Raw genomic sequence first — 13,084 nt, 5'->3', positions numbered from 1 at the left:
ATATCTGAAATTTTAAGAGAGGCGAAATACAATGAATAAAATAGGAATTCACTTCGGATACTTTAATACAGACTGGAACACTGACTTTATCAGGCAGATCGGGCAGATTAAGCGGATCGGGCTGGATATACTGGAAGTTGCACCCGCGCCTCTGCTTGCACTGACGAAGAAGGAACGGGATGCGATCGCAGAAACGGCAAAGGAAAACGGCATCACACTCACATTTTCGGTGGGACTTGGGGCAGACCAGGACCTGGCAAGTGAAGATGAAAATGTCAGGAACAGAGGGATTAAGTTTACCCTGGATACATTTAAAATTATGAGTGAAATGGGTGCCAACATGTATTCCGGTGTAGATATCGGGGCATGGAACCAGCCTTTTACTACGGGTGTTGTTGATAAAAGCGCTGTAATCCAACGCAGTGTGAACTCTGTAAAAGAGATCATGAAGGCGGCCGAGGCGCTTGGAATTACATTTGCAGTGGAAGTCGTAAACCGCTACGAGTCTTCACTGGTAAATACGGCGAAAGAGGCAATGGCATATGTGGACATGGTGGATAGTCCCAACTGCAAGATCCTGCTTGACACCTACCACATGAATATAGAAGAAGACAGTTTCGCAGACGCAATCAGGCTTGTCGGCGGCAGGCTCGGCCATTTCCATGTGGGAGAGTCCAACCGCAGGCCTCCGGCAAGAAACGGCAGAATGCCGTGGGATGAGATCACCGGTGCACTGAAAGAGATTCATTATCAGGGAGCGGTAGTCATGGAGCCTTTTATTAAAATGGGTGGTGAAGTGGGCCGTGACATCAAAGTGTGGAGGGACATCAGCCAGGATGCATCCCCGGAGGAAATGGAACAGCTTGTAAAAAATGCGGCTGCCATGCTTAGGGAAAAACTGGGTTAATTATCATGACCTGAGTGGAAAGTGTTCTGCAATAAGTAAATGGAGGTAACTGTTCATGGTTCTGAGCAGTTATAAACGGAGTATAAAATGCCCTGTGGATGACACGGGGCATTATGTAATTACAAAAATTGGGTATAATAAAACCGGAAACAGATGCATTATAAATAGATATCATAAATTTTTAGGCAGACCATACAAAAATTATGCACAATTTCTAAAGAAAAAGTCAATATTTCATTGTAGACTATCAACAAGATGTATGATATCCTAAAATTGTGTACGTAGAAAGGCGGTGACTAATATATGGTAGAAGAAACCATTCAGGTGATTAGAGAGACAGAGGCTAAGGCCGAGGCAATTGTAAAAGATGCCGAAGTACAGTGTAAAGGAATACTGGAAGAGGCGTCCAAGCAGGCTGAAGATCTGAAAGCCGGACAGATTCTGGAGGTTCGTAAGAAAGCAGATGCCATAATGGAGAATGCGAAAGAACAAGGTGCACAAGCTCAAGAGAAAGCAATGTCTGATGTTGAGAAAGAGATCAGGACATTAAAAGAAACTGCAGCATCCAGGGAAGATGAGGCAGTAAGTCTCGTGATATCACAACTGGTTTAGACCTGAGCCGGTACCGGCATCTTTGCTTAAGGATGGCGTGTTGAGCGGCCGGCAGGAGAAAAGCGGGATAAAGGAGGGATAGTATTATGGCAGTATTGCAGATGCAACGAATGAGTATCTGCGCATTGAAGAAAGACCGAAAGGCCATTCTTGAGAAACTACAGAGTATGGGCGTTATGGAGATCAACCATGTGCTCGAGGAAGACGAACACTTCCGCCGGATGGATACAGGGAATGCCAGGATGAGTTTTGACAAGGCAGCCGCATCGGCTGACCAGGCACTGGACATCCTGCAGCAGTATGCACCGGTGAAGCAGTCTATGCTGTCATCGCTGGCGGGGAAAGACCTTGTCGATCAGAAAAAGTACCAGTCCATTATCGAGGATAAGGACGAGCTTTTGAAGAAGGCAAAGAGAATTCAGGCGCTGGACAAGGAAAAGGCAGAACAGCATGCCAACATCCTGAAGATTGAGAACAGCATTGAAAGTCTGATGCCCTGGCTGAAACTGGATGTACCCATGAATTTTCCGGGGACAGAGCACATCGTTATGATTCCGGGAACCATGCCCGGCATGCTGACGCTGGAGAATGTATACGCCATGCTGGCGGCACAGGCTCCGGAACTTGAGGCAGATTTCCATATCATCTCGGCGGAACAGGATACCACCTATCTGACGGTATTCTGCTTAAGGAATGATGCACAGCAGCTTGAAGAGGCGCTGCGCAGCATAGGTTTTGCAAAGCCGTCCCAGATGATTGGCGAGATTCCGGCAAAGGCAAAAGAGGAGATGGAAGCGGAGATTTCTGAAATTAAGGGAAGAATCGCTGAAATCGAGAAAGAAGTATCTGACCTTGCGGCGAACCGTGAGGGACTGAAACTGCTGGCAGATTATTTCCGTGTCCGTGCAGATAAGTATGAAGTACTGGGGCAGCTGCCGCAGTCGGAGCGTACTTTCCTGATCAGCGGATATGTACCTGCAAAAGCGGTTCCAAAGGTACAGAAGGCTCTGGCAGACAAATATGACTGTGTTGTGGATGTGGAAGAACTTAAGGAAGATGAGGAAGCACCTGTACTTCTGAAGAATAATAAGTTCTCATCCAGCGCCGAGGGAATCCTCGAGGCGTTCGGGCTCCCTGGAAAAGGAGAAATGGACCCGACAGCGATCATGTCATTTTTCTACGTTTTTCTGTTTGGTTTAATGCTTTCAGATGCGGCATACGGAGCAATTGTTGCTATCGCATGCGGAGTCCTGATATTGAAGTTCCCAAGAATGGGAAAGGGCATGAAGACATCGATTCAGTTATTCTTCTGGTGCGGCCTTTCCACTCTGTTCTGGGGAGTCATGTTCGGGGGATATTTTGGAGATGTGATTAATGTAGTGTCAAGGACATTCTTCGGACACGAGGTCGGAATCCCGGCCGTATGGTTTGTTCCGCTGGATGAGCCTATGAGACTGCTGATATATTCCATGCTGTTTGGTGTGATCCATCTGTTTGTAGGACTGGGCATCAAAGGTTACATGTGCATAAGGGACAAAAGGTACATGGATTTCTTCTGTGACGTAGTCCTTTGGTTCATGCTTCTGATCGGACTTCTGATCATGCTTGTCCCGAGTGAACTGTTTGCGTCTATCGCACAGATGTCCATCACATTCCCGCCGGTGGCTGTTACACTTGGTAAAGTACTGGCAATAGCAGGTGCCGCCGGCATCCTTCTGATGTCAGGAAGGGCAAAGAAGAATATCGGGCTTCGGCTCGCGCTTGGAGCGTACGATCTGTATAACGTCAGCGGATGGCTCAGCGATGTACTTTCATATTCAAGACTTCTCGCCCTGGGACTGGCGACAGGCGTTATCGCTTCTGTTGTCAACCAGATGGGGAGTATGGCCGGTAAGAGCGTATTTGGTGTGATTGTATTCATATTTGCCTTCATAGTAGGCCATACGTTCAATATAGCGATTAATCTTTTGGGTGCATATGTGCACACAAACCGTCTGCAGTTTGTAGAGTTCTTTGGAAAGTTCTACGAAGGCGGCGGACGCGCATTCAACCCGTTTAAAGAAAATACAAAATATGCAGATATTAAGGAGGAAACAAATTTATGAGTCAGTTAGGTATTGTTTATGCGCTTCTCGGCGCAGCGGTTGCGGTATTGCTTGCAGGAGCAGGTTCAGCACTCGGAGTTGGTATTGCAGGTCAGGCTGCATCAGGTGTTATGTCAGAGGACCCAAGTAAGTTTGCTAAAGTATTGATTATGCAGTTGCTTCCGGGTACTCAGGGTCTTTATGGATTGATCATCGGATTCGTTACACTGTCCAAGATCGGCCTTCTCGGAGGAGGAGTTGTGGATATTTCTGTACAGACAGGTCTTATGATTCTGGCAGCATGCCTTCCAATCGGTATTGTCGGCCTGATCTCCGGAAAGTCACAGGGCAAGACTTCTGCAGCAGCAATCGGAATCATCGCTAAGAAGCCGGACCAGTTCGGTAAAGCAATGCTTTTCCCTGCAATGGTTGAGACCTATGCGATTCTGGCACTTCTTATCTCATTCCTCGCAGTTTCAGCTATTCCGGTTTAATTACGGGACAGATCAGGCAGCAGGATAACGATGGCCGGAGGTATCTGTGGCCACGTAGTATAAAGAATGAAAGGGAGAGCTTATAAATGAGTGGATTAGACAATATGAAAAGTCAGATCCTGGATGAGGCGGCCCACTCAGCGGAAGTGAATATTGCGCAGGCTAAGGCAAAGGCAGAAGAGATATTAGATGCTGCCAGAGCAGAGGCGGCAGCGCAGGTTGAGAAAATCTCCGATAAGGCGGAAAAAGATGCCGTTAATTATGCACAGAGAGTTGCGTCTTCCTGTGAGATGCAGCGCAAACAGATGCTCCTGCGGGCAAAGCAGGATGTCATTGCGAATGTGCTGAACAAGGCATATAACAGAATTCTGGCTCTGGATGCAGAGGCATATTTTGATATGATCCGCAGGATGCTGGATGAGTTTGTACTGGGAGAGTCCGGCGTGATTTATTTTTCAGCCCGTGACTTAGGCCGTATGCCGGCAGGATTCGAGGCTGAGATTCAGGGCGCTGCAGCGAAAAAAGGCGGTGCTTTGAGCCTTGCGAAGGAGTCAAAGGAGATGGAAGGCGGTTTTATCCTGGTTTATGGCGGGATTGAAGAAAACTGTACGATAAAGGCATTGTTTGATGCCAAACGAGATGAGTTATCCGATAAGGTGCATGGATTATTATTTTGAGGAAGGAAAGATCCGTGTCGCTAAGGTTCGAAAGAACCGAACCTAAGCCGACAGGATGTACTTTACAACATAAGGTTCGATAGGACCGAACCTAAGTTGTCAAAGCAAGGAGGTTTATATTTTGAATGATTTAGAATATACTTACGCGGTTGCGCGTATACGTGCTTTGGAGACCTCTTTGATTTCCAGTACCGATATCGAGAGGCTGATGGCCTGCCAGGATGAAGAGCAGTGTCTTCAGTTTTTAAGCGAGAAGGGCTGGGGAGACGGGACAGGGTCTATGGACGCTTCTGCCATGCTCACCAGGGAAGAGGAGAAGACATGGGAAGTCATTGACGATGTCGCTCCCGACTTGTCCGTGTTTGATGTGCTTTCTTATCCGAAACTTTACCACAATCTGAAAGCAGCAATCAAGGAAGTGTGTACGGAGATGGAGAATAAGAATATTTTCTATGATGACTGTGCCATTCCGGGAAAAGAGATGCTGCAGATCGTGCAGAATAAGGAATTTAGCCGTTTGCCCGGGAGAATGGGCGAGACGGCACAGGAAGCTTATGAGACACTGCTTCATACAAGGGACGGGCAGCTCTGCGATGTGATCGTGGACCGGGCGGCCCTGGAATCCATTTATGAGGCAGGGCAGAAGGCAGAGGACGAGATCATCAGGAATTATGCCGAGTCTACAGTGGCAATTGCTGATATCAAGATTGCGGTACGCTCCCAGAAGACTGCAAAGTCACTGGATTTCATGAAGCGTGCTATGGCACCCTGCCAGAGCATTAACGTGGACCAGCTTGCAAAAGCGGCGGCAGGGGGAATGGATGCAATCCGTGAATACCTGCTCGGCACGACCTATGCAGAAGGTGCACAGGCACTGGAGGATTCTCCGTCCGCATTCGAACGCTGGTGTGATAACCGCATGATGGAAACGATCAGGCCGCAGAAATACAACTCGTTTTCTGTAGGTCCTCTGGTAGCATATGTGCTTGCCAGAGAAAATGAAATAAAGACAGTTCGGATTATCCTGACCGGAAAACAGAATGATTTTCCGGATGAAGCGATCCGGGAAAGGATAAGGGAGATGTATGTATAAAATAGCAGTGCTTGGCGATTATGACAGCATATATGGTTTTGCGACACTGGGTTTAAGCATCTGCCCTGTCCAGAGCCGTGAGGAAGCGAAGGATAAGTTGAAACAGCTTGCTGAAGGAAAGTATGGGGTTATCTATATTACGGAAGCAATTGCTGCACAGCTGACCGATGTAATAGAAATGTATAAAGAACGCACTCTGCCGGCGATTATCCAGATACCCGGAGTATCCGGCAATACCGGGGCGGGAGTGGAAGGCGTGAAAAAGACCGTGGAACAGGCGGTCGGATCAGATATCCTGTTTTCACAGGAATGATCAAACTTAAGCAGCACAAGAAGGAGGTAAATTCGTCGAAATGAGTACTGGCATAATTAAAAAAGTTGCAGGACCTCTCGTTATTGCAGAGGGAATGCGCGACGCGAACATGTTTGACGTAGTTCGTGTAAGTAATCAAAGACTGATTGGCGAAATCATAGAGATACATGGCGACGAGGCTTCTATACAGGTATATGAGGAGACATCAGGACTTGGACCGGGAGAACCGGTTGAGTCAATGAACGTTCCTATGTCTGTAGAATTGGGGCCTGGCCTGATTTCAAGTATCTACGACGGTATCCAGAGACCGCTGGATGATATCATGAAGATTTCCGGCAACAATCTGAAACGTGGAGTTGAGGTCCCGTCTCTGAAAAGGGACCTGAAGTGGGAATTTGTTCCGGTAAAAGCAGTCGGGGACGAAGTAGAGGCCGGAGACGTTATCGGTACGGTTCAGGAAACGATCGTTGTACAGCAGAAGATCATGGTGCCTTATGGTATCAAAGGAACGATTAAAGAGATTAAATCAGGAGAGTTTACGGTTGAAGAGACAGTCGCGGTAGTGGAGACTACTGAAGGGGATAAGGAACTTACCCTGATGCAGAAATGGCCGGTTCGTAAGGGCCGTCCGTATACAAAGAAACTGCCGCCGGAGATGCCGCTTGTAACCGGGCAGCGTGTTATTGATACGTTCTTCCCAATCGCAAAAGGCGGTGTGGCAGCAGTTCCGGGACCTTTCGGAAGTGGTAAGACAGTAATCCAGCACCAGCTTGCAAAATGGGCGGAGGCAGATATCGTTGTTTATATCGGATGCGGTGAGCGTGGAAACGAGATGACGGACGTTCTGAACGAGTTCCCGGAACTGAAGGACCCGAAGACAGGACAGTCACTGATGGAGAGGACGGTTTTGATTGCCAATACCTCTGACATGCCTGTTGCAGCCCGTGAAGCATCTATTTATACAGGAATTACCATTGCGGAGTATTTCCGTGACATGGGATTCTCCGTGGCCCTGATGGCCGATTCAACATCACGCTGGGCAGAGGCGCTCCGTGAGATGTCTGGACGTCTGGAAGAGATGCCCGGTGAGGAAGGTTACCCTGCTTATCTGGGAAGCCGCCTTGCACAGTTCTATGAGAGGGCCGGCCATGTCATCTGTCTTGGAAAAGACGGAAGAGAGGGCGCGCTTTCAGCGATCGGAGCCGTGTCTCCTCCGGGTGGTGATATTTCTGAGCCGGTATCCCAGGCGACACTTCGTATCGTAAAGGTGTTCTGGGGACTGGATTCCGCACTTGCATATAAGAGACATTTCCCGGCAATCAACTGGCTGAACAGCTATTCTCTGTATCTGGATGATATGGAAAAATGGTTCAACGCGCAGGTTGCCCCTGACTGGATGGAAAACCGCCAGAAGATGATGTCACTTCTGCAGGAAGAGGCAGAATTGGAAGAAATCGTTAAGATGGTTGGTATGGACGCCCTGTCTCCGACCGACCGTTTGAAAATGGAAGCTGCACGCTCTATCCGTGAGGACTTCCTGCACCAGAACTCCTTCCATGAGGTGGATACCTATACCTCACTGAAGAAGCAGCATATGATGATGAAACTGGTAATGGCATTCTATGAGAAGGCAGTGGCGGCGCTCGCAGAAGGCGCACCGCTCCAGAAGCTGATTAACATGCCGGTCCGCGAGCAGATCGGACGTTTCAAGTATACACTGGAGGATGATCTGGATAAGGTATACGAGGAAGTTAAGAAAGAACTGCATGTAGAGATTGCCAATTCATTAGGGAAGGAGGACTTCTAAATGCCAAAAGAGTATAGAACTATACAGGAAGTAGCCGGCCCTCTGATGTTGGTGCGCGGCGTAGAGAATGTCTCCTATGATGAATTGGGAGAAATAGAACTTGCAAGCGGCGAGACCCGCCGGTGCAAAGTACTGGAGATCAACGGAAGCGACGCTCTGGTACAGTTGTTTGAAAGTGCAACAGGTATCAACCTGTCAAATAGTAAGGTACGTTTCCTTGGACGGAGCATGGAGCTCGGTGTATCGGAAGATATGCTTGGACGTGTATTCGACGGTCTGGGACGTCCGATTGATGAAGGCCCGGAGATTCTTCCGGATGCCCGTATGGATATCAACGGCCTGCCTATGAATCCTGCGGCAAGAAGCTACCCTGAGGAGTTTATCCAGACAGGTGTATCCGCTATCGATGGTCTGAATACGCTTGTACGTGGACAGAAACTGCCTATTTTCTCGGCTTCAGGTCTTCCACATGCCCAGCTTGCGGCACAGATTGCAAGACAGGCGAAGGTCCGCGGAACCGATGAGAACTTCGCCGTTGTATTTGCTGCAATGGGTATCACATTTGAGGAATCAAACTTCTTCATTGAAAGTTTTAAAGAAACAGGCGCAATCGACAGAACGGTCCTGTTTGTCAATCTGGCGAATGACCCTGCGATCGAGCGTATTGCGACACCACGTATGGCGCTGACGGCAGCGGAATATCTTGCATTCGAAAAGAACATGCATGTCCTTGTTATTCTGACAGACATCACGAACTATGCAGACGCCCTGCGTGAGGTATCCGCCGCGCGTAAGGAAGTACCGGGACGCCGTGGCTATCCAGGATATATGTATACGGACCTTGCTTCTCTTTATGAGAGAGCCGGACGCCAGAACGGCAAGACAGGAAGTATCACCATGATACCGATCCTGACAATGCCTGAGGATGATAAGACTCATCCGATTCCTGACCTGACAGGATATATTACAGAAGGGCAGATCATCTTAAGCCGTGATCTTTACCGGAAAGGTATTGCACCTCCGATCGACGTACTGCCGTCCTTGTCCCGTCTGAAGGATAAAGGTATCGGTGAAGGCAAGACACGTGCAGACCACTCCAACACGATGAACCAGCTTTTTGCCGCGTATGCGCGTGGTAAAGACGCGAAGGAACTGATGGTAATCTTAGGTGAAGCGGCACTGACAGATATTGACCTGATCTATGCTAAATTTGCTGATGCATTCGAAGCGGAGTATGTATCCCAGGGATATAATACAGACCGTGGAATTGAAGAAACATTAGATATCGGATGGAAACTACTCTCCATGCTGCCGAGAACAGAGCTCAAGCGTATCGATGATAAATTCCTGGATCAGTATTACGATGCAAAGGAATAACTGCAGAAGGAGAGGTGAGTATATTTGGCATCCACACAAGTGAACCCGACCCGAATGGAACTGACCCGCCTGAAGAAGAAGCGGATGACAGCCATCAGGGGCCATAAGCTGTTGAAAGATAAACGAGACGAGCTGATGCGCCAGTACCTGGACCTGGTAAGGGAAAACATGGAAGTGCGTTTACGGGTGGAAAAAGGAATACTTTCCGCCAACAAGAACTTTGTCATTGCCAAAGCCGGCATGTCAGAGGCGGCACTGAATACTGCCCTCATGGCACCGAAGCAGGAGATCAACTTAGCCTGCGGCGAACAGAATGTCATGAGCGTTAATATACCGACCTTTGATTATAAAACAAGGACAGCAGATGAAAACGACATCTACTCCTATGGATTCGCATTCACGTCCAGCGACCTCGACGGCGCTGTAAAATCACTGGCAGACATCCTGCCGGATATGATCAGGCTTGCTGAATGCGAAAAGGCCTGCCAGCTGATGGCAGCAGAGATAGAAAAGACAAGAAGACGTGTAAACGCCCTGGAACATGTAATCATTCCAGAGGCAGAAAAGAACATCAAGTACATCACGATGAAACTCGATGAGAACGAAAGAAGTACCCAGATCCGTCTCATGAAGGTGAAAGATATGATGCTCGAAGAGGCACACCACTACAAAGAAAAACAAGAATGCATGACCTAAGAAAGTGAACAATTGTAAAAACATCCGTTATGAGAAATCATGGCGGATGTTTTTTTGGTGGGGAAAAGCCGATTGGGTACACCACAAAAGCCAAAAAGGTACACCACAAAAGCTAATTGGGGACGTAGTAAACCTTAAAAAGATTACGTCCCCAATTAACGGTTTTTTGGTTTTCGCATATACTAACCATATAATGTCTTGAAATGGAAGTGTGTATTATGAACCCTAAACTGCCGTATTACATGGCATATCCTATGCCGCTTGCTTATGATGATGAGAAGATTGAGCGCAGAGACTATGAATATATGAAGAGCCTCTACCCGGGGGTGGCTAAAAAAGTTCTTCCATATGTGGAGGATGAGTGTGACAGGATGGAGTATCAGTGCAGTATGATGTATGATGAATACCCGGATAAACTGCAGCTGAGAATGATGGGAAACCGGATTTATGATAATGTGAGGAAGCATGAGAAGGCCTTCTACGGGGATGGATATGAGGATGTTTTTCCGGAAAACGAAGTAGAGGATCAGGCAATACGTTTCCCCGGACGCCCATCAAGGCCGGAGCAAGGGGGACGTCCGCCAAGGCCGGGCAGGCCAGAGCAGGAGGAACGTCCGCCAAGACCGGGCAGACCGCCGCAGAACAGGCCGGGCCAGGGTGGCGGAAACCGTAACTGGCTGCGTGATCTGATTGATGTCATGCTGTATCAGGAACTGTACAAACGAAGATGCGATAACCGCCGGTGTCAGCGTAAATTTTACTAATTGAAAAAAATGTGATATAATGTCGCAGTATATATAATTAAAACAGGATAAAAACAAGGTGGAAATACTTATGAGAAGTAATCTTATTTTTATAGGCATGCCTGCTGTCGGCAAGAGTACCATCGGTGTTGTTGTTGCAAAGAGGCTGGGCATGCATTTTATTGACACGGATCTTCTGATCCAGGAACAAGAAGGCCGGCTCCTGCGGGAGATTATTGCTGATGTTGGCGAGGACGGATTCCTGAAAATTGAAAATCAGGTCAACCGGGATGTGAATGTAAAAAATGCGGTGATTTCACCCGGAGGCAGTGTCGTTTACTGCCATGAGGCGATGCAGCATTTTAAAGAAATTGGAACAGTCGTATATTTAAAGGCTTCCTATCAAACAATAAAAAGAAGGATTCGGAGTCCCAGGAAAAGAGGAGTCGTCTTAAGAGAAGGGCAGACTTTTAAAGACCTGTACCATGAAAGGACAAAGCTGTTTGAACAGTATGCGGATATTACTGTCTGTGAGGATGGGTACCGGATTGAACAGACGATTGAGAACGTGCTGAATGCGGTGGAAAGTCTTGGAAAATAAGGTTACTGTTTACACCTTTCTGGCGTGCACGGCACGGTCTGAACAGTAACCAAATAGGGGCTTTGCGGGTACTGGAGGAAAAAATGATTTTACAAATGTTCATTTTATGGTATAATAACTTCGCATATCAAAAATCAGACTTGAAGGTAACAGGGGAATAATGATAAGGGATCACGATAACAATATCGGATAATCGAGGTGCGTTTATGGAGCAATATATTATTAAAGGCGGCAGTCCGCTTGTAGGGGAAGTAGAGATAGGCGGGGCCAAGAATGCAGCACTTGCAATTCTGGCCGCGGCGATTATGACGGATGAGACCGTCCTGATTGACAATCTGCCGGATGTAAATGATATCAATGTTATGTTAGAAGCAATTGCCGGTATCGGTGCTATGGTACAGAGAATTGACAGGCATACAGTCAAGATTAACGGAAGCACGATCGGTGACTTTAATATCGAATATGATTACATTAAGAAGATAAGGGCGTCCTACTATTTACTGGGAGCGCTGCTTGGCAAGTACAGAAGGGCGGAGGTTGCACTCCCGGGCGGATGCAACATAGGGAGCCGCCCTATCGACCAGCATCTGAAGGGGTTCCGTGCCCTCGGTGCTGATGTAGACATTGAACACGGTAAGATTGTAGCAGATGCGGAAGTTCTCAGGGGAACACACCTTTATTTTGACGTTGTCACTGTCGGTGCTACGATCAATGTAATGATGGCAGCTGCTATGGCAGACGGTATTACAATCATGGAGAACGTTGCAAAGGAACCTCATGTCGTTGACGTGGCGAACTTTTTGAACAGTATGGGTGCCAATATCAGGGGAGCCGGAACAGATGTGATTAAGATCCGCGGAGTAAAGTCTCTCCACAAGTCTGAATATTCAATCATTCCGGATCAGATTGAGGCAGGAACATTTATGTTTGCAGCAGCAGCTACAAAAGGTGACGTAACCGTTTTGAATGTAATTCCGAAGCATTTGGATGCGACTATTTCCAAGCTTGTAGATATCGGGTGCGAGGTAGAAGAATTTGATGATGCAGTCCGCGTGGTAGCCAAAGGCAGGCTGCGTTCGACGCAGGTCAAGACACTTCCATATCCCGGATATCCGACAGACATGCAGCCGCAGATCGGCGTAACACTTGCACTGGCAACGGGAACAAGTACGATTACGGAGAGTATTTTTGAGAACCGTTTTAAATACTTAGACGAGCTGGCAAGAATGGGTGCCGTGATTAAGGTGGAAGGCAATTCCGCAACGATCGAGGGTGTGGAAGCGTTTTCAGGAGCACGGGTAAGCGCCCCGGACCTTCGGGCGGGTGCAGCACTGTGTATTGCAGGGCTGGCTACAGATGGAATTACAATTATTGACGATATCGTATATATCCAGAGGGGATATGAGCGGTTTGAAGAAAAACTCCGCGGCATAGGCGGAATGATTGAGAAAGTATCCAGCGAGAAGGAGATTCAGAAGTTTAAGCTGAAAGTCGGCTGAAGAGAATCTGGAAGTGTCAGAAGGGCGCCTGCTCCATATATCTGGAAAGGCACATTTTTTCCGGTGCCAAGGCAGGACAGCTGTGCGAACTAATAAGAACAGGCGGGAAGATACAGGCCATGAGGCTATGTATTTTCCCGTTTTTTTGTTAGGGCAAAGCCCTGTTTGCCATTGTGGAGTT

Annotated in this window: 13 protein-coding genes; all 13 read left to right on the top strand. The window is 47.8% G+C overall.

The window, feature by feature from the left end:
- Positions 1–31 precede the first annotated feature (31 nt).
- A complete protein-coding gene (locus tag DWX43_RS19970) occupies positions 32–907 on the top strand; it encodes a sugar phosphate isomerase/epimerase (RefSeq protein WP_118621587.1) in 876 nt (291 codons plus the stop codon).
- A 303-nt stretch (positions 908–1,210) separates the two neighbouring features.
- Complete coding sequence (locus DWX43_RS19965; RefSeq protein ID WP_118621586.1) at positions 1,211–1,519, top strand: ATPase; 309 nt, start codon at positions 1,211–1,213, stop codon at positions 1,517–1,519.
- 86 nt (positions 1,520–1,605) lie between these two features.
- Entirely contained in the window at positions 1,606–3,624 is a 2,019-nt protein-coding gene (locus tag DWX43_RS19960; protein ID WP_118621585.1) for a V-type ATP synthase subunit I, read from the top strand.
- Entirely contained in the window at positions 3,621–4,097 is a 477-nt protein-coding gene (locus DWX43_RS19955) for a V-type ATP synthase subunit K (RefSeq protein WP_109732474.1), read from the top strand. The genes DWX43_RS19960 and DWX43_RS19955 overlap by 4 nt, the downstream gene beginning before the upstream one ends.
- Positions 4,098–4,183: 86 nt before the next feature.
- Entirely contained in the window at positions 4,184–4,774 is a 591-nt protein-coding gene (locus DWX43_RS19950; protein ID WP_118621584.1) for a V-type ATP synthase subunit E, read from the top strand.
- Positions 4,775–4,895: 121 nt separating this feature from the next.
- Complete coding sequence (locus DWX43_RS19945; protein WP_109732472.1) at positions 4,896–5,867, top strand: V-type ATPase subunit; 972 nt, start codon at positions 4,896–4,898, stop codon at positions 5,865–5,867.
- Positions 5,860–6,180, top strand: coding sequence for a V-type ATP synthase subunit F (locus tag DWX43_RS19940; RefSeq protein ID WP_109732471.1), 321 nt, complete (start codon positions 5,860–5,862; stop codon positions 6,178–6,180). The genes DWX43_RS19945 and DWX43_RS19940 overlap by 8 nt, the downstream gene beginning before the upstream one ends.
- Before the next feature lie 40 nt (positions 6,181–6,220).
- The gene (locus DWX43_RS19935; RefSeq protein ID WP_109732470.1) at positions 6,221–7,987 is read left to right on the top strand and encodes a V-type ATP synthase subunit A; all 1,767 of its coding nucleotides are present in this window, start codon (positions 6,221–6,223) and stop codon (positions 7,985–7,987) included.
- A complete protein-coding gene (locus DWX43_RS19930; protein ID WP_109732469.1) occupies positions 7,988–9,364 on the top strand; it encodes a V-type ATP synthase subunit B in 1,377 nt (458 codons plus the stop codon).
- 24 nt (positions 9,365–9,388) lie between these two features.
- A complete protein-coding gene (locus DWX43_RS19925) occupies positions 9,389–10,060 on the top strand; it encodes a V-type ATP synthase subunit D (RefSeq protein ID WP_109732468.1) in 672 nt (223 codons plus the stop codon).
- A gap of 218 nt (positions 10,061–10,278) precedes the next feature.
- Positions 10,279–10,824 (top strand): hypothetical protein, encoded by a 546-nt coding sequence (locus DWX43_RS19920; RefSeq protein ID WP_109732467.1) that lies wholly within the window; start codon positions 10,279–10,281, stop codon positions 10,822–10,824.
- 70 nt (positions 10,825–10,894) lie between these two features.
- Positions 10,895–11,404, top strand: coding sequence for a shikimate kinase (locus tag DWX43_RS19915; protein ID WP_109732466.1), 510 nt, complete (start codon positions 10,895–10,897; stop codon positions 11,402–11,404).
- A gap of 206 nt (positions 11,405–11,610) precedes the next feature.
- The gene (locus DWX43_RS19910) at positions 11,611–12,903 is read left to right on the top strand and encodes a UDP-N-acetylglucosamine 1-carboxyvinyltransferase (RefSeq protein WP_109732465.1); all 1,293 of its coding nucleotides are present in this window, start codon (positions 11,611–11,613) and stop codon (positions 12,901–12,903) included.
- Positions 12,904–13,084 lie beyond the last annotated feature (181 nt).

This window comes from Clostridium sp. AF19-22AC (assembly GCF_003479085.1).
Taxonomy (GTDB): Bacteria; Bacillota; Clostridia; order Lachnospirales; family Lachnospiraceae; genus Faecalicatena_A; species Faecalicatena_A orotica.
Note: the sequence above shows the minus strand (reverse complement) of the source record. Positions and strands in the feature narration are given on the sequence as shown.